Source organism: Acinetobacter higginsii (assembly GCF_000369845.1).
In the GTDB taxonomy this organism is placed as follows: domain Bacteria; phylum Pseudomonadota; class Gammaproteobacteria; order Pseudomonadales; family Moraxellaceae; genus Acinetobacter; species Acinetobacter higginsii.
This window is the reverse complement of the sequence record NZ_KB850215.1, coordinates 343,250-361,217: the sequence shown is the minus strand read 5'-3', so window position 1 is coordinate 361,217 and position 17,968 is coordinate 343,250. Positions and strand designations below refer to the sequence as shown.

The window sequence follows — 17,968 nt, the reverse complement described above, 5'->3', positions numbered from 1 at the left end:
TTAAATACCTCTACATACTGAGGGTAAAAACTTTTGGGAAATCTGTGGTGATGCACACTCCCAGTGTGCTGATCGATTACTCGCATAATTCATCATCGCAAATACCAGCGTTTTACCAGCCACCCCAGCACTCATTCCTGTTGTTCTAAATGTAAACTCATATGCGCACAAAGCTCCTGTATAGCTTACATTGCCTCGAACACTCTGCACATATCTAGCATTAATCATACCAGACGAACTTAATCCCAATTCAGCTAGAGTAGTTGGACATGTACCACTCTCACCATATTTTTCAAGTAACGCAGCCTTAATTGTATTTGCCATGTTAAGTGCTTCTGTTACCTGTGCACGGGCCATATAATTTTGATAAGCTGGGATAGCGATGCTCGCTAAAATACCAACAATAGCCACAACAATCATAAGTTCAATGAGTGTAAATCCTTTGGCTTTTAGCATAACAAGCCCCCTTAAATACTATCTTTTATTTATGTATTCAAGAAACATGCCACAAAAAATAACAATACATATCAACAATTTAATATTAACCCACCAAAAAAAATGCCAGATTTTGTCATATGCTGACATACACAATCATTTTATATTAGGAAATGTTTATTAAAATAATTAAAACTCAAGAAACTCTTACAAAATAAGAAAATATTCAATATGATACTAAAAAATAGGTCTTCTTTCATACAAGCTTCTAATATGAGTAGAGTTTAGCTCCATATAGGAAGTGTATTTTAGAACTTTATTCAAAATATATTTCTCTATTAAGTACCTGGCTAATTTATGAATCAAAAAAAAACAATATTAGTACTGGCGTCAACTTATCCACGTTGGCCTTCTGATCCAGAACCAGGCTTTATTCACGAATTATGTAAAAAACTCACATTAACATTTAACGTTATCGCCCTAGTTCCCGACTCAGTAGAGGCAGATCCAGATGGGTTATTCGAGGATGTAAGCATTATACGCTATAGATATGCCCCAAAAAAATTACAATCATTAGTTAATAATGGAGGAATTGTTAATAACCTAAAAATGTACTGGTGGAAATGGCTTTTGGTACCAGGGTTCTTAATTGGGCAGTATTTAGCAATTAGAAAAATATTAAGAAGTAATAGTGAGATTGATCTAATTCATGCACATTGGCTTATTCCTCAAGGCTTTTTTGCCCACTCCTTTTCCAAGCGCTTCAATATTCCATTTGTTGTTACGTCACACGGTGGAGACTTATATGGTTTACAAGGTAAATTTTTAACTCATCTAAAAAAGCAAATTGCTGAATCTGCAGATGCAATGACTGTTGTAAGCCATGCAATGCAAGATTATTTGAAACAACAAAATATTTACCCAATAAATTTAAGTACAATTCCTATGGGAGTCGACTTACATAATCGATTTACCCCGAATTCTCAGATCAATAGAGAAAGCAATCATCTCCTTTTTGTTGGTAGATTAGTTCCTAAAAAAGGTGTTCACCTTTTGCTTGAAGCACTTCCATTAATACTCAAGCAAAAGCCAGGAATTCGGTTATCTATTATCGGATTTGGTCCTGAAGAACAAAATTTAAGAAATAAAGTACATGAATTAAAAATTGACAACCATGTCATTTTTTTAGGCGGGCTCTCACAAGCGCAACTTCCAGAGTTCTACCGAAAGGCAACTCTTTTTGTAGCACCATTTACTCGTGCTGCAAATGGAGACCAAGAAGGCTTACCAGTTTCTCTGATGGAGGCCATCGGATGTGGATGTCCTGCTGTTGTAGGTGATGTACCAGGTATTGAGGATTTATTGGGTACTGATATTAAGGACATGGTTGTAGATTCTCAAAATATTGAGCAACTCGCGTCTACAATTTTATTCACTCTAAATAATATAGATTTGGCCAACCAAAGAGCAATGTACATTCGTGAAAATGCTCTAAATTTTGTCGATTGGCATAGTGTCGGTCAGGCTTATACTAATATATTAACAAATTCTCTTAACGACTTTAAAAAAATATAGCTTTTACTATAATTTATGCAGTAGAAGCTCTAATTTATTAATAATCACAGCCCAATCATCAACTGGTATTTGAATAGAAATCGGTTTTTCAATTTGATGTGCTATTTTAGATACTAAGTCTTCTTTATCCCCCACTTTAAATAAACAGTCAGGATAATCAATGAATACATCTTTCATTGCCCCTACATCAGCTACAACAACCGATAAATTACACGCAAGCATCTCATATGCTTTTTGTGGAAAACAATACTGTCCGAATGGCGTATCGAGAATAGATATTAATCCAATATTTAACGCTCTGAATAATATTGCGATATCCGAATGAGCAAGTGATCCCAAATAATGTACTTTAGCCCCTGTAGGAGGTGGCATTTCTTGGTCATAAGGACCAGCCAAAACTAAATGCACATTATCATATTTTTGCTCAATAGTTGACCATGCTTCATATATCGCTCCGATACCTTTATCTTTGTATAAACCACCTGCAGTCCCAATGAGTATTTTACTTTCTGGTAAACCTAGATGTTTTCGAGCTTCCAATCTCTCACCTAATTTAAAAACACTCAAATCCACAGTACTTGGCATAGAAAAAATTTCTCCAGTAGCTAAATACTCATATTTGATTAAATCAGCCAAAGGTTGGCTTGTTGTTGTTATCAAATCTGCACTACGCACACCATATCGCAACAAATTTTTCATACCTGGTATTTTCGCTTGACCAAAACCCTCAAAATTATCATAAAGATCCGCAACAAATGGTATATTAAGCTTTTTTGCACACCATGCGCCTATAGCAATATGGGGAATATCAGATGCGGCGATAATAAGGTCAAACTGAGTATCTTTTAGTTTTTTTAAAAGTAAAAATGGGTAGCCAAATATACCTATTTTTCTAAAACCTACATAACTTTTTGAATGCCAAGTCAATGATTTAAGGTCATTGGACTCAGACCAAGTCCTCTCCTCATGAGATTGATAGCTCAGACAGAAGCATTCAACCTGATGCCCTAATAAAGAAAGTTGATTCGGTATCTCATATAAACGAGCATATCTGTCCAAAATGACATCTTTAGACATATATTGTCGTTTACATAAGAATGCAATTTTCAATTATTTTTCTCCAAAATTTTATCAGCCGCATTTAGAGCAGCACCTACGACTTGATCCATGTTGTAATAACGGTATTCAGCTAAACGTCCAACAAAAGTGACATTTTCCTCTAAATTTGCAAGATCCTGATATTTTTTAAATAATTTCTCATTTTCAATACGAGGAATTGGATAATACGGATCACCATCAGCTATTGGATATTCTCTAACAATTGAAGTTGCAGAGTGATTCTGTCCCGTTAAATGCTTAAACTCTGTAATACGGGTAAAATCAAAATCATTTGGATAATTCACAGTACCTACACTTTGACTCCACTCTACTTTGTCTAAATGTTCATGTTCAAAGCGCAATGATCGATACGGTAACTTCCCAAATTTAAAATCATAAAATGCATCAATTGGTCCTGTATATACGATATGATCAAACTCATATTGCATTAATACATCTTTGAACTCAGTTGCAAGCTTCACTTGAATATTAGAATGATCCAACATGTTCTCAAACATTTTCGTGTAACCATATAATGGCATCGCTTGATAGGTATCGGTAAAGTAACGATCATCAGTATTCGTACGTGTTGGAATACGAGCCGCTACCCCAGCTTTTAATTGTGATGGTTCTAACCCCCACTGCTTCTTTGTATAATTTAAAAAGAATTTTTCATACAAATCTCGCCCTACAGAATTGAGAACTACATCTTCACTCGTTTGTATGGGATTTCGAACTTCTCGTACTTTTTCGAAATATTCAGTGGCTTGTGCTTCTGTGAGTTCTAAGTTATAGAGCTGATTTAAAGTATCTCGATTTATAGGAAATGGATATTCTTGCCCATTAACCACGCCGCGAACCCGATGCTCATAATTTCTCCACTCAGTAAATTTTGAGAGATAATTAAAAATTCGTTCGCTATTGGTATGGAATATATGTGGACCATATTGGTGTATTAAAATCCCATGTTCATCCTTTACATCATAAGCGTTACCTGCGATATGCGGACGTTTATCTATAACTGTAATACAATGCCCTGCTTCAGCAAGCTCTCGTGCTATTACTGCACCTGCAAAACCTGCACCTATGATGAGAATATTATTAACCATAAATTAACCCTCTCACTTTTCTATAAAATATTTTAAAATATTCATAAAAAACAAAGAAAAAAACATTATGAAATAAAATAATAAATATAAAATACTTGATTTTTGATTTCTTGTGCAACTCAGACATAAAATATGCTTTCCATGGTGCAGTTAAATAACCGATTACTGAAAAATTGGAAAACTCTATTAAATTTGATTGTAATGATGCATTGAACCCTGCTGAATGTGATAAATTAGAAAAAGCAGTAGAAAAGTCATCTTTAATACACATCAAATTAGTATAAATTAGTTGTTTAACAGATTGTTCAACATAGTCAAATTTAAAGTTAATTTGATTATTCAACTCAAAAAAATCAAGCAAAAACTGCTCAGCACCAGCCTTTATTCGTTTCCGTGAATCTACTTGAAAATCGGACTCATCATCCGTAAATGTAAAGAAATAATTATCATCCATTTTTTTTATTTTTTGTAAACTACGCTTTGGCTCAGTAAATAAAAATTCAAACAATGAAATACATTGCATAACATAAAAATATAAATAGTATGATTTTTTATTATTAAATAAAAAACCTTTCTTTTTACTATGTTTATTTACCATCCCAACATACAAACCCATAACATCAATAGAATTATCATTAAAAATTATATTTAATGAATCTTGAATACTCCCTTTCCAACCAAGATCAATAAAATAAACATTTTTATTGAAACCATTTGACGCAAGGTACTCTTTAACAACTAAGGCATCTTCCTTTAATTTTTCATTAAAATCTCTATGATGAGTCAAAAAAAAGTTAATTTTCTTTTTATGTAGCCAAACTGATTTTCCTCGCAATGATTCTGGACAGGGCAAATCAATCCGAGAGAAAAAATCATCACAATACATTGTTTCAAAAAAAAGCCTCTCATAACTTTTAGAAAAATAAACTTCTGGCAAATAAACCAACTGTCTAGAAATACGAGTATAAAATGTTTCATAATGCTCATCTTGATTAAAAAACAGTTCAAACGCAAATTTAAACAAATAAGAATCTCTTGCACCAAAAACAATATTCTTTCCTTTTATATTATTATTTATGTAATGAGAAAAAATATAAGCTATCTTCCCACAAAACTCATACCCTAGTTTGTAGTATAAATCTTCTTGAATTGGAGATTTAAAACAATCTAAAAAACCATGACTTTCACGATATTGAGCAAAACCAACATGCACAACTGAAACCCCCAACCTCTTAGGCACATTAATATCAGAGTGAATATTATCACCATAATGAATTATTTCTGACAATTCAATTTCATTATGTTGTGCAATGAATTTGAAAATATTTCCACTTGATTTTGTTAAACCAATTTCAGAAGAAATATAAATCAAACTTATACTTATTTTATTTTTTTTTAGAATTTTTTTTATTATATTACCAGTAAGATACATATCAGATACAATACAAATACGTTTTTTTTCTAAAATTAGTTCATTGAGTTTTTTTATATTTTTCTCTAATGGATATATGACACACAACTCTATTTCAATCTCTTTCCGTAGAACCTCTTTAGGGTTTTTAATAAAAAAACCTAGCACTCGATAAATATCAAAAATATTAATATCTTCTTTCTTATTTTTTTTTAAAAAACGAGAAAATTTTTCAGAAAAAACTCTCAATACTTTAAATGTAAAAAATACGTTTAAAAAAAATCTAAATTTTACAACTCCTGTACTTTCGACAAGAGTGAAGACATCTTTAGGATGGTTTAATTTTCTTGTTACCAGTGTATCAAACAAGTCAAATGAGTACAATTTATTCATTTCAAGCAACTATCAACTTATTCTAGAATTTTCTGACGTAAGATTTATTATATCCAAAGTTAATTTTTAACTTTCTAACAACATGATTAAGCCATCGCTTAGGTAACATTAACCATTCAATCATAAGAGGGTGAATCCAATTAGGTAATTTATGAAAAAAAGGATCATTAGGTTTTGATTGTGGATCAAGTTTTCTAACATACAAAGCAACATCTGTCCAAAATACTGGAGAAAAATAAAATCCACCATGAATACAAGACCATAAACCGCCAGAAGCGGCTCTCAATCTTAAAGGTGTCATTCTATTATTAGCTATCAATTTTTGTAAAGTTTCTTGAATAGATTGCTGCCTATTTTTAAAAAGCTCAGGGTGTACATAAGAAGCAGATACAGAAAGTCTATCCATATCATGCTGATACCATACAGCTACCACATTATTACTTTTAATCCATTTAATTTCTGCATTTGCTGAAATTGTACGCATCCATTTTTCATCCTCTACAATAGAAATCTCTTCATCCCATTTTAAATATTTAATAATTTTATATTTATAAATTGATATTAATGGTAATCCTACGAAATTTTCACTTAATGTCGCAACACAATAATCTTCGACATCTATTGGCTCAAGTACCTGATAACGAGTATTATCATCTTCGACAGCTACAGAATAAGTCGATAATTCTGCATCTGACTGATATAATTCCAAATACTGCTGATAAGCTACATCAGGATATAAATAATCATCATCATCTAAAAATCTAACTAACTCACCTTGAACTAAAGATAGACCATAGTTTCTTGCTTTAGATACATTGCCATCTTCTATTTTATAGTATTTAACTAAAGTGTGTTGAATACAATTTCTAGTATCAAAAGCTAATCCATTTTGACCATTCAACACAACGATAATTTCCGTCTGAATTTTTATATCATCAATTAAAGCACTTTTAATCGCTCGCTTTAAAAGTTCTGGGCGACGACCTGCACTAGGAATAATTATAGATACTCTTATAGTCATTTGTAATTTTCCTTATGAATTTGCTTATAACCTTTCAAAAGTAAAGACCACCTATAAATATCATTCCTAATACGGTTATAAACTTTCCAAAAAACACCTTGTTTATATATTCTTTTAAAAAAATTTTTCTCTTTTAGATAAAATACTTTTCGCTCCATTTCAATATGACTATTTTTTAGATCTTTAGGATGCTGAAGTAAAGCAGAATAAAGAAAATCAACATTATAATCTTTAAATAAATTATACCAAGCATCTGCTACTTCAAAACCATGCTTATGTTTATCCAAAATAAATTTAGCCAATTTTCTATTTACAATGTAACAACATGTCCGGAATAGGAATTTCATAGAAAATTTTGGAATATAAAAAATGTTACTTTCTAATTCTTTGCCTATAATATATTTTTCGAAATACAATCCATCTTGCCCACCACATAACATAAACTCATTTATAAATGAGTTTTCTATCATAGAATTTAGCTTTCTTATATCCTCATCACAACCAGTAACATCGTCTTCTAAAATCAAGCAATAATCTTCACCTTTTTTTAAAAACTCCTCTAATGCTTTAATATGACTTAATGTACATCCAACCTCACTTGGTGTAATCAAATTTTTATGGTTATTAAAATATTTTTGAGCATAAGAAAAATATTCTTTTGCCGATAGTTCTTTTCCATTTACAGCCTTGATCCATTGCATTTTTGGATAACTTTGAGGAAATCGTTGTGCTAATTCAGCACGTCGTTGAGTATCTTGTTCGAGTGAAATAAGGTAGATTTCCATATTTTACTCCTAATTCGTGAGAAATATTTTATACAAGATATCATCTACTTTTATAATATTTTTATTTTCTTCATATAACTTTTTAACATGTATGTACTCTAACTCAGCATTATGGTCTTTGGTTACTACCTGATTCATCCGCTCTTCCGACATATTTCTATAAAGTTGATTATTTGGTGTTTTATAAAAAGTGAATCCTGTAATATAAATTTCTTTAGGTTGACAATTAAAAACCGTATTTATAGCAATCAGACCAGTTGTCGGTCCAAAGGGAGGCAAAATAGCTTTTACATTTTTATCGTATAAACCTTTAGTTACTTGTGTAAATTTGTATTTCCATTTTGTTGTTCTTAAAAAATACAATAAATTTGATAATGCATAATCAGAACATGTATAATTATATGCATAGACTACCCTACCCACCTTATTTTCATTCCATAATTCTACAGTAATAGGGCTACTTCCATCACAATTCTCTTTCACATAAAAAGCATGAAATAAGAAATCTGTTTTTGTTCCAACAAATTCCTGTTGTTTTTCTATTATTTCAACACCTTTATTTGTTCGTACAACAACATCAAAGCTATCAATATACTCACCTAACTTTTCCTGTAAAACAGAATCTGCACCACCAATAATAGCAATTCGTTTATCTTTGAACCAAGTTTCATCAAAAGAAATCAGTATATCTCTCGTATAAAAAGCTGCTTGAAACATATTAATTTTTCTTACAATCATTTTAGCAATACGATGAAGAATCATTTAGTCACCCTTGACTATTTCAAGTTAAATATTTTTGAAGCTCTTTTATATTTTTCACACTTTGTATGGCTTTAATGTCTACCCAATTTTTCCAGTTTTGCATTTCAGTCCAACCATATACAAAGATAAAATCCAACCCAGCTTTGGTTGCTGCCTCATAATCATATCTACTATCACCCACCAGTAAAGCCGATTGCTTTATATTTCCATTTTGAGCTTCTCGGGTAAGAATTTCATCCTTTGTATCTGGACTACCAAATATTCCTCCATCAAACAACTCCGTCAACCCGCGCATAGCAAATATTTCTCTTAATTCCTGTTGATCACTACCAGATACAACTAGCCAGTTGGCATGTTGTGTTTGTTGTCGTAAGGTATGCAGATTTTCTGCAATCTCACATTGTAGTAACTCTTTCCTAACTTGTTTAGCATATTCGCTTAATAATTGTTCTACATCTAAATCAATAGGATTTTCCGTTAACTTAGGTACTATCTTATCCATAAAATATTCAAATTTTTTATAACGGGAAATACCCCCATTTTTAATATGATAATTTACGAAAGCTTGTGCAGCAGTTTTACCATAGGGCAGAGCGCTTTGATAAAAAGCTTTTGTCTTGATTATATTTGAATTAAGGAGAACTCCATCACAATCAAATACAATGGTCATATTATATTCTTTAATCATAAAGTTCTCATGTTACGCAAAGCTTCTTCAACTTGTAAAACATCTTCTGGAGTGTCAACAGCAAGACTGCCTGATTGTGTTTCCACCATTTTAATTTCTTTTCCTAATTCAAAAAATCTCAATATTTCAATATCTTCACACTCTTCTAATTCACTTTTTCGACCAAAGTTGAAATAACTTTTAAGTTCATCATAAGTAAATGCATAAATACAAACTTGTTTTTTATATTTTAATGGCTTATTCCTAATATCCTTATATGCTGGTACTATTGATCTAGACATATACACTAAAATATCATTTTCATTTGTAATGGCTTTAGGAATATTAATATTACCAACGTTCTCTTTTTTATTATCAATCCATGTAAAACCATTAATAATATTATTAAAATATTTTTTCTTCGCTTCTAATATTTTTAATATATCATCTGGACTAACTAAAGGTTCATCTCCCTGAACATTGATATAAATATCTGCTTCTATTTTTAAAGCAGCTTCAGCTATACGATCTGTACCTGTTAATGCTTCTTTTGAGGTAAGAATTACATTAAATTCTTCTGCAATTACGACCTCGCAAATTCTCTGATCTTCAGTAGCGATATAAACATTTTCTTTACCAACAGCTTTAGCAGATAACTCTGCCACCCAAATAATCATTGGTTTACCTAGTAAACTAACAAGAGGCTTTCCAGGAAAACGACTTGAATCATATCTTGCAGGAATAATAACAACACTTCTCATCAGAATCTCACTAATCTAAAAACCATATAATGATAAAATTGTAATGTCATACTTTGTATTAGTTAATGAATATAAATCGACATAACTGGGGCTTTTTTTGTAAGATTTTAGCACATTATTCATCTCTAAACTTCTAGGGTCATCTGCACCATAACCATCAAAACCAGCTAAAAAAACTTTAGATGCTTTCCCACTTGTAATAATAGCTAAAGCATATGCTACAACCATTGATGTTGGTAAAACACAATAATCATTATGAAATTTGAAAGTATCTTTTTCTACAGTCAACCCAAAGTCTAGAACTTGTTTATCTTTAAATGCATCTTGAATATTTTTAGGCAACATCGAATAAGGTGTAATTAATGGCTGTGGCAATGCTGCATGAATACTACAATCAGCAAGCAACCGAATTGGATGGCAAGCAACACGATAATTGATTAACTCTGCCGAAATTGAAATCTGCGTATTTAATGCTAAAACAATTGGCTTATATTTGTGAATATATCGTTCTAATGCAGCTTTATGCTCAATTACACTCGGACCTGTGCCCAAAATTAGAATATCTTGATCTTTAAATACTTTTTCCGACGACCATGTACCTTTCGGATCACCTTGGTAAAAATGGCGGGCCGCATCCAAAGTATTTAAGCTAAATTTTTTCCCACCTTCACAACGCAAGTATTCTATAACTGCTAAAACATCTTCTTCACTATACCTTGAATCACTCAACATCTCCTGTATATAGGTTGGATGAATTCCATATTTTCCTGCTAAATAATAATATGGATTTGTACCCCAACCATACTTTTGCTGCATTGGTTTAAAATAGTCTTTAAGCAACTGCATTAATGGAATAATATTTATAGTCTGCTTTCGCCTTTCAGATAGTTCTATTGCCAGTTCCTCAGTTCTAGCATTACCAGGCCCTCGCCCCATTCCTGTTACAGTGGAATCAATCCATGTGACCCCTACACTTAATGCACATAACGTATTAGATAGTGCTAACCCCATATTATCATGTGTGTGAACGCCCACCCCCCCATCCCATTCACTACGCAGCCATTCAATAATTTGTAAAGTCTGAGTTGGGTTCATACTACCCATAGAATCTGCAAAATATAATACGTCCAAAGGATAAGATGATGCCTCTTTAGCTAATGCTTTAATCTCATTTTCTGTTCGATCAGCAATCTGCATAAGATTAAAACCAACGATATATCCTTTCTGTTTTAACCAATTTGCAGCAGGCAATGCTTCTGAAAACTCATGTATATGACTAGCAATACGCACAATCGAGACAGAAGATTTACTAGCAGGATTTGGAAATAGTTTTTGTAATACATTCTTTTGTTCATTAACACCAACCAATTCACTAGCATTCACCATAACCGCAATTTTTAATTTTTTTGGAATATTTAAACTAGCGATAAACTCATCTGTTGTATATGCACAAGCACCTTTAAATCCCCCATTGATTAAAGAACGCAATCCGAGTTCTATCACATTTATACCGGCAGTAGACATTGCTTCCAAGTATTGCTGAATTAAAGGTTGCGAGAAGTTCCAGGAATTATAATAACCTCCATCACGAAGAGTACAATCTAAAAAGACTAATTCAGACATCCAATTACCCCTTAAATGCATTATGATTTTTTATATTTCCTTTTGATAAATAAATATTTTCACCTCTATACCATTCAGTCAGAAACCCATCTGTATTACTATAAAAGCTTCGACTACATCCTTCTTTTATGCGATCATGTAGTTCTACTATTAAAGCATCTACTTGATTTATCCATGTGCTTGTATCAAAAAAAACCTCTTTTTCTGCCCCCTCAATATCTATTTTTAAAATATCTATTTTATCTAAATTATATTTACTTAAAATATCATTTACTGTGAATGCCTGTACATCATGTTCAATTTTCATATTTTTACTCTCATGATTTAAATCTTCTGTCATGAATCCCCAGTCCCCCAGTCCCGCATTACACAAATTAATTCTTGTATTTTTATCCCATAAAGCAGCTTCAAGTGGGATTATATTAGGATAATTTTTTATATTTTCACATAACAAATTAAAGTTGTTTCTTTCTGGTTCTAGTGCAATAATTGTTGTATTGGGAAATTTTTCAGAAAAGTAAATTGAAGTCAGCCCAATATTGGCCCCAGCATCTACAATCACTTTAGGCTCAATGATTACATCAAACTTATACTCATCATCTACAAATATTTGTTTATACACCCAAACATCTGATGATGGCATTCTTAATTTAACCGAAAATTGATGCAGATTACTTTTTAATTCAAAAAAAGATTTTTCTTTCATCATTTTTGCTTTGAATAAATTTAAAAGACCTTTTAGACCTACTATATTTATATAATCAATAACTCTGTCAGTGTATCCAAACATATTTCCACCTCATTAGAAAATAACTCAAGATATATCCACACAACAACTAGATTACTCCACTGTTTTAGTTAGAGCATTTGTTTACTTCCAATGTACTCCTTCACTAATTGCTATCAGTGAATATATGGTTTTCATAAAATGTATTTTACCTCTACCATTTTCGCCAACGAATAAGTTTAAACTTGTTGCAAACTCACGCCTGTGCTTATCTGAAAAAAGTGTCAATTTTTTAGATTGAGTTATTTGAGTATAACGTTCCTGACTAAATTATAATGTGAGTATCCGATCACACTTAGCCACCGCACTTTCTCTATGTGCGATAATTACCATAGTCATCTTTCCATTTAAGCTCTGAATCGCTTCATTTACTGCTTTTTCCGTTTCAACATCAAGCGCACTCGTTGCTTCATCCATAAATAGAACCTGTGGATTTTTATACAATGCTCGAGCAATTCCTACACGCTGCCGCTGCCCACCAGATAACATTACACCTCGCTCCCCAACAACTGTGTCATAGCCTAGTGGTAATTGATTCATTATAAAGTCATGCAATTGAGCTTTTCTTGTAACACTCTCGACCTGTAACCGATCAATCTGGCTTTTGTTCACACCAAACGCGATATTTTCAGCAATCGTTTTATCGGCTAAATAAATACTCTGTGGTACGTAGCCGACTATCCCATACCAAGCTTGAATATTTTGTTGTGTGAGATCAATCTCATCTACAAATATTTTGCCATTCTGGGGATGAAGTAACCCCAACATTATATCCATCAGTGTACTTTTACCACTGCCACTCTTTCCTACAATACCTAAACTAGTATTTTTTTTAATTTCTAAGCTAAAGTTATTAAATACTGGCTGTTCAGGTCGATTAGGATAAGCAAAGCTAATATTTTCCAGTCTGATTAAATTTTTAAATTCAAAATGTTGACGGCTTCCAACTTCTACTGCCTCATCTAGATCATTTTTTTCTAAAGAGAATTCTAGTCTGAGTACAGATAACACCTGTTCTGAAAATTTAATTTGAGAAATTGAACGATATATATTTTGAGCTGCTGGTAACATACGATAAGCAGCAAAGCCATACAAACCTAATACTGGTAAGATATGAGTAACCTCTTTACCTGAAGCTGCTAAGATCATGGCTAAACCAATTAAACAGCCATACCCTACGGTTTCAATAATATTGAGTGGGACTTGTCCTAATGTATCTCTTGTTGCAATATGTCTTGCAAAAATTCTTGACGACTGTTCAAATTGATCAATATAGCCCTGTTTAGCATTATTAATCACAACATCTTTGATACCTGCTAATGCTTCATGACAAGCTTGATAACGTTGCTTATTTGCTTGAGTGAACTCTAGGCCAATGTGAGTTAATTTTTTACGCACTGCAAGATAAATTACTGAGTAGAACAAACTGAGTACAAATGCGGTAGCCACAGCCATCAATGGATCATAAAGTAGTAAAATTCCGATCATCGCCAATAACACTACACCATATGACATAAGCGTCAAGGCAGGTAAAATCATAGTCCAAATCAACTGATCAACTTCGGATAAAATATTTTTAATAAGTGTTGTGCTATTACGCTGGATAAAAAACTCATAATTTTGTTGTAAATAAATTTTGAGCAGCCTTGTAGCAAAATAATGACGCTGTAAACTAGCGAACCGATTTACCGCATATTGAGTAATCACTTTAAAAATAGTTGAAAAAACAACAATTGTTAAAGATAAAAAACCCAAATAAATAATAAAGTTTTGCTTATTCTCAGCGCCTGTTAAGTCATATATTTCTTTCAAAAAATGATTTGTTTCCACCACATCAGGATTCGATAAAACAGCGAGAAAAGGCATGATCGAAATAACACCCGCTGACTCAATAAAAGCCATCCCCATGACTAAAACCAAGACATAAATGACTTTACGCTTGTCTAAGGGTGATAAAATTTGCCAAAGCTGCTTTAAACTATCTAACACAATCAGACCTATTTCTCTTTATACATGAGCGCAGTAATTTGCTCTGAAATTAAGCCCATCAAAAAGATCATAACACTGCCTGTATAAAGTAGTGCGCTCATATTAGTGAAACGATGAAACTCATAAAGTGTATAGCCATACCAACTTGTAGCCATTAAAAATAAAATGACAGCAATAGGTAAGAACATTTTTAGAGGTGAAAATAAAGTTGCAATCTTAAAAATAATGAGAAAAAAGCGCACTCCATCTTTTACCGGATTAATATGACTTTTCCCTATTCTTTGTGCTGCATGAATTGGAACATATGCTACAGAATAGCCTGCTCTAAAGAATGCCATAGTACTGGTCGTCGGATAAGAAAAGCCATTCGGTAACAAATAGAGAAATTCTCTAAATTTTTCTGCTCGCACTGCTCTAAAACCAGAGGTCAAATCCTCAACTCGATGCTCAGTCATATAAGTTGCAAGATGATTATATAATGTATTGGCAATTCCTCTCCCAATACTTGCTTGTGAACCTTTTTGTCTTGCACCAACAACTAAATCATAACCTTGTTCTATCTGCATCAACAGGTGCGGAATATCATTTGGATCATGCTGCCCATCGGCATCCATAAAAATAATCACATCACCTGAAGCAGCCCTAGCACCAGTTTTAATTGCTGCCCCATTCCCCTTCGAATACGGATGAGAAACAACTTTTGCACCAGCCAGTTCTGCGAGCTCTTTGGTACAATCTGTTGAACCATCATTAACAACAATGATCTCATAAGCAAGACTAAGTTGCTGAATTCTTGAAACAGTTTGCCCTATTGCCCCTGATTCATTTTTAGCAGGGAGAACAATACTCACTTTAGTTTTATGAATCATTATTTATAGCCCAAATCATGTTCTAGCCTAATGTTTAAATTATTAAATATATGAGCAATATGCTTATTCTGCTGCAACTCAGAGGATATGTACTTATCTTTTACCTCTTGTAAGAAATGATAAGCCATTTCATGATTATCAACTTGAGTAAATTCCATAGACATAGCTATCGCTGTTTCGGCATTATTATAAATTTTTAATGATTCAAGAAAAGTATCATATCCTTTCTGATAATTATGATTTGATAGATATACTTTACCCTCTAAATATAAAAATAATGCTCGCCAATTATTTTCTCTCCAAGATGATTGTGGATCATTCTCCATAGTTTTTAAAACATCTATCATTGACTTGCTGTACATTTTTACTCGTTCATTATCTGCTCGAATCTGTTCAACAAAATATCTTAAATCTAAAGCGGCTTGAGGTTCAGGGCGTTGTTTAATAATTGTATTTTTCATCCATAAAAAATCATTTGTAGATAACTGATCCATATCTAGTTTTTGTCTCATAAGTCGGACTGTAAGCAGACTGCTATCCGGTCTTTTCTCTAATGTTTGGACTATCAGTTGATTTGCTTTTTCATTTTCACCTTGTGCTAATAAATAGCGTGCAAAATCCACTTGTGCTCTTGGTGAATAAGGATTATTTTGTGCCCAATAAATTTTTAAGCGATTTGTGTCTGACCATAAAATAGCTCGCTGTAATGTCATAAACGAAAAGATCAGAATTATTAAAATAGCGATACCAAATGCTAATTGTGGCTTTATAACGTTTGCAAGCCAGTAAATACTTGCAGCAAAAGGTAAAAAAATAAAAATTCCTGCTGCATAATTACGGTGCTCAAAATAAAGTTCTAAACCTAGGAATGTAGATTCCATCCAATGTGCAGCGAAAAAAAATAGAATAGCTAATGCATAAAGTGGATACTTGGTCTTAAAAAATATCGCTGATAAAAAAAGAATACTCAGAAAAATAATAGAATATAGCGTTGAAATAGGATTAGTTAAAAATCGTGAAACTTGATAACCATCCTGATAAAGACCTTGTCCCTCAATTTGAGGTATATATAATCGATAAAGATACTCTGTCACAATCCTGGCTTCACTCATTAAACGCTCTAATTGATTAAAATTTCGTGCAGGCCAAGGGTTTTCAGAGAAATTAATCTCCTTTAAAACAATATATGCAATAAGTATAGAGGGTATACCCAAACACACAAAACGCCACTGCCATATAGGTTTATTTTGTTTTTCTGGACTACAAAATTCTATAACTAAAATTAGTAGAGGGAGTAAAGCCCCATTTTCTTTACTAAATGTTGCTAAAATAGTTGCTAATCCTATAGATATTGTCATCCAGGCATAGGATTGTATTAACTTCGTGCTAAGTAATGTACGTCCATATAAATACCCCCATATTCCCAATAAACTAAACAAAAGAGATAATTGTGTCATACGTTGTACAACATAAAGTGTTGTTGAAACAAACATAGGATGCAATAACCATAGACTCATCGCTAATAAGGCTATCCACTCACTTTGTTTTTTTTCATATTGGTATTGCCTGAGAATATAAAGCATCACAACATATAATATTAGCCCACATAATAAATGTACGACTAAATTAAATAACTTAAAAGGAAAAGCATTCCCCTCTACCCAACTAGGTGCATTAATCCAAAAGCTTGCTAATGAGATAGGACGTCCTGTTGGGCCAGAAAAACCATTGAAAATAAATTGCTTTGCATTTTCCCAACTAGAGATATCTCCATATCTCGTCATATCTCCAAGATTCGGAATATCATCAAATAAAAAACCACCGTTTAAACCAGTGCTATAAACCAATATTGTAGAGATAAAGATAAACGTAATACTAAAAAGTGTTTTTTTATTTGCAATCATCATTCATATTCTATATGTATATAAAAACACCCCTAAACAGGGGTGTCTTTATAAAAACTAATGTTTAAGATTAGTTTACGCCTTTAGGAACATATTTATCAGCTAAGGTACCACCAGTTTTTTTCAATGATCCATTACCTTGAACACTTAATATAATAGTCTGACTGTCGATTTGTTTAGAAACACCACCTGTTTTATATGTAACAGTCATTTGACATCCAGTAGCCACATCGCCTGTAGCAGTACTTGTTACATTTCCGCTCACTACAACAGATTGAGTATATTTACCGCCTAAACTACTATTTCCACATACGCCTGTTTGCATACTATCAGCAACTTCAGTTTTTAAACCACCTGCTAATGATACACCTTCAGATGCTTGAGAACGAGCGATATAGTCCTGATATGCAGGAATCGCAATTGCAGCCAAGATACCAATGATCGCCACAACGATCATCAATTCGATAAGAGTAAAACCCTTTTGCATTGTGTTCATAACATTTCTCCAATGGATATTTTTTTATAAGCTTTTTTCAGCTATTTAGTAATTAGCATGTTTTATGCCAGTCCTTAGCTTAGCTAATTTTAACCTAAAAAAACAGGGACTTAAAAAAAATTCATGTTGGATAAAATGAGAGCAATTCAGACATTTTAAGAAAAAAAATGACAAATAACGTCATCTTTACTGCTTAATTATTCATTTTTTTTGCTAATGAATTTGATTACTTTCTACTTGTATGTAAATTGAGCGACTCAATTCACAGAAAATTTATTGATAT

Annotated in this window: 16 protein-coding genes; 1 reads left to right on the top strand and 15 read right to left on the bottom strand. The window is 32.5% G+C overall.

Features of this window, described 5'->3' with window-relative positions; translation table 11 throughout:
* The gene (locus tag F885_RS07980) at positions 1–456 is read right to left on the bottom strand and encodes a pilin (protein ID WP_005317730.1); all 456 of its coding nucleotides are present in this window, start codon (positions 454–456) and stop codon (positions 1–3) included.
* A 336-nt stretch (positions 457–792) separates the two neighbouring features.
* Between F885_RS07980 and F885_RS07985 the strand changes: the two genes are divergently transcribed.
* Positions 793–2,010 (top strand): glycosyltransferase, encoded by a 1,218-nt coding sequence (locus F885_RS07985; protein ID WP_005317727.1) that lies wholly within the window; start codon positions 793–795, stop codon positions 2,008–2,010.
* A 6-nt stretch (positions 2,011–2,016) separates the two neighbouring features.
* Here F885_RS07985 and F885_RS07990 read toward each other — a convergent pair whose 3' ends face one another.
* The 14 genes from F885_RS07990 to F885_RS21250 all read right to left on the bottom strand — a co-directional run bounded on the left by F885_RS07990 (position 2,017) and on the right by F885_RS21250 (position 17,676).
* Positions 2,017–3,087, bottom strand: coding sequence for a glycosyltransferase family 4 protein (locus F885_RS07990; RefSeq protein WP_212749839.1), 1,071 nt, complete (start codon positions 3,085–3,087; stop codon positions 2,017–2,019).
* A 29-nt stretch (positions 3,088–3,116) separates the two neighbouring features.
* Positions 3,117–4,217, bottom strand: a complete 1,101-nt coding sequence (gene glf, locus F885_RS07995; RefSeq protein WP_005317720.1) for a UDP-galactopyranose mutase — start codon at positions 4,215–4,217, stop codon at positions 3,117–3,119.
* Positions 4,210–6,021: an HAD-IA family hydrolase gene (locus tag F885_RS08000; protein ID WP_005317717.1), complete on the bottom strand. Its 1,812-nt coding sequence runs from the start codon at positions 6,019–6,021 to the stop codon at positions 4,210–4,212. Before F885_RS08000 ends, glf begins: the two co-directional genes overlap by 8 nt.
* Before the next feature lie 22 nt (positions 6,022–6,043).
* Positions 6,044–7,042: a glycosyltransferase gene (locus F885_RS20325; protein WP_005317715.1), complete on the bottom strand. Its 999-nt coding sequence runs from the start codon at positions 7,040–7,042 to the stop codon at positions 6,044–6,046.
* Positions 7,039–7,827 (bottom strand): glycosyltransferase family 25 protein, encoded by a 789-nt coding sequence (locus tag F885_RS08005; protein WP_005317713.1) that lies wholly within the window; start codon positions 7,825–7,827, stop codon positions 7,039–7,041. Before F885_RS08005 ends, F885_RS20325 begins: the two co-directional genes overlap by 4 nt.
* A 9-nt stretch (positions 7,828–7,836) precedes the next feature.
* Complete coding sequence (locus tag F885_RS08010; RefSeq protein WP_005317712.1) at positions 7,837–8,589, bottom strand: glycosyltransferase family 29 protein; 753 nt, start codon at positions 8,587–8,589, stop codon at positions 7,837–7,839.
* Between the two features lie 19 nt (positions 8,590–8,608).
* The gene (locus F885_RS08015) at positions 8,609–9,277 is read right to left on the bottom strand and encodes an HAD family hydrolase (RefSeq protein ID WP_005317708.1); all 669 of its coding nucleotides are present in this window, start codon (positions 9,275–9,277) and stop codon (positions 8,609–8,611) included.
* Positions 9,274–10,017 (bottom strand): 3-deoxy-manno-octulosonate cytidylyltransferase, encoded by a 744-nt coding sequence (locus F885_RS08020; protein WP_005317705.1) that lies wholly within the window; start codon positions 10,015–10,017, stop codon positions 9,274–9,276. Before F885_RS08020 ends, F885_RS08015 begins: the two co-directional genes overlap by 4 nt.
* Positions 10,018–10,032: 15 nt before the next feature.
* Positions 10,033–11,640, bottom strand: coding sequence for an aldolase catalytic domain-containing protein (locus F885_RS08025; RefSeq protein WP_005317702.1), 1,608 nt, complete (start codon positions 11,638–11,640; stop codon positions 10,033–10,035).
* A 4-nt stretch (positions 11,641–11,644) separates the two neighbouring features.
* The gene (locus tag F885_RS08030) at positions 11,645–12,430 is read right to left on the bottom strand and encodes an FkbM family methyltransferase (RefSeq protein ID WP_005317699.1); all 786 of its coding nucleotides are present in this window, start codon (positions 12,428–12,430) and stop codon (positions 11,645–11,647) included.
* Positions 12,431–12,697: 267 nt separating this feature from the next.
* Positions 12,698–14,416, bottom strand: coding sequence for an ABC transporter ATP-binding protein (locus F885_RS08035; RefSeq protein WP_005317695.1), 1,719 nt, complete (start codon positions 14,414–14,416; stop codon positions 12,698–12,700).
* Between the two features lie 8 nt (positions 14,417–14,424).
* Complete coding sequence (locus F885_RS08040; RefSeq protein WP_005317691.1) at positions 14,425–15,285, bottom strand: glycosyltransferase family 2 protein; 861 nt, start codon at positions 15,283–15,285, stop codon at positions 14,425–14,427.
* The gene (locus F885_RS08045; RefSeq protein ID WP_212749838.1) at positions 15,285–17,192 is read right to left on the bottom strand and encodes a hypothetical protein; all 1,908 of its coding nucleotides are present in this window, start codon (positions 17,190–17,192) and stop codon (positions 15,285–15,287) included. Before F885_RS08045 ends, F885_RS08040 begins: the two co-directional genes overlap by 1 nt.
* A gap of 67 nt (positions 17,193–17,259) precedes the next feature.
* Positions 17,260–17,676, bottom strand: coding sequence for a pilin (locus tag F885_RS21250; protein WP_407636628.1), 417 nt, complete (start codon positions 17,674–17,676; stop codon positions 17,260–17,262).
* Positions 17,677–17,968: the final 292 nt, after the last annotated feature.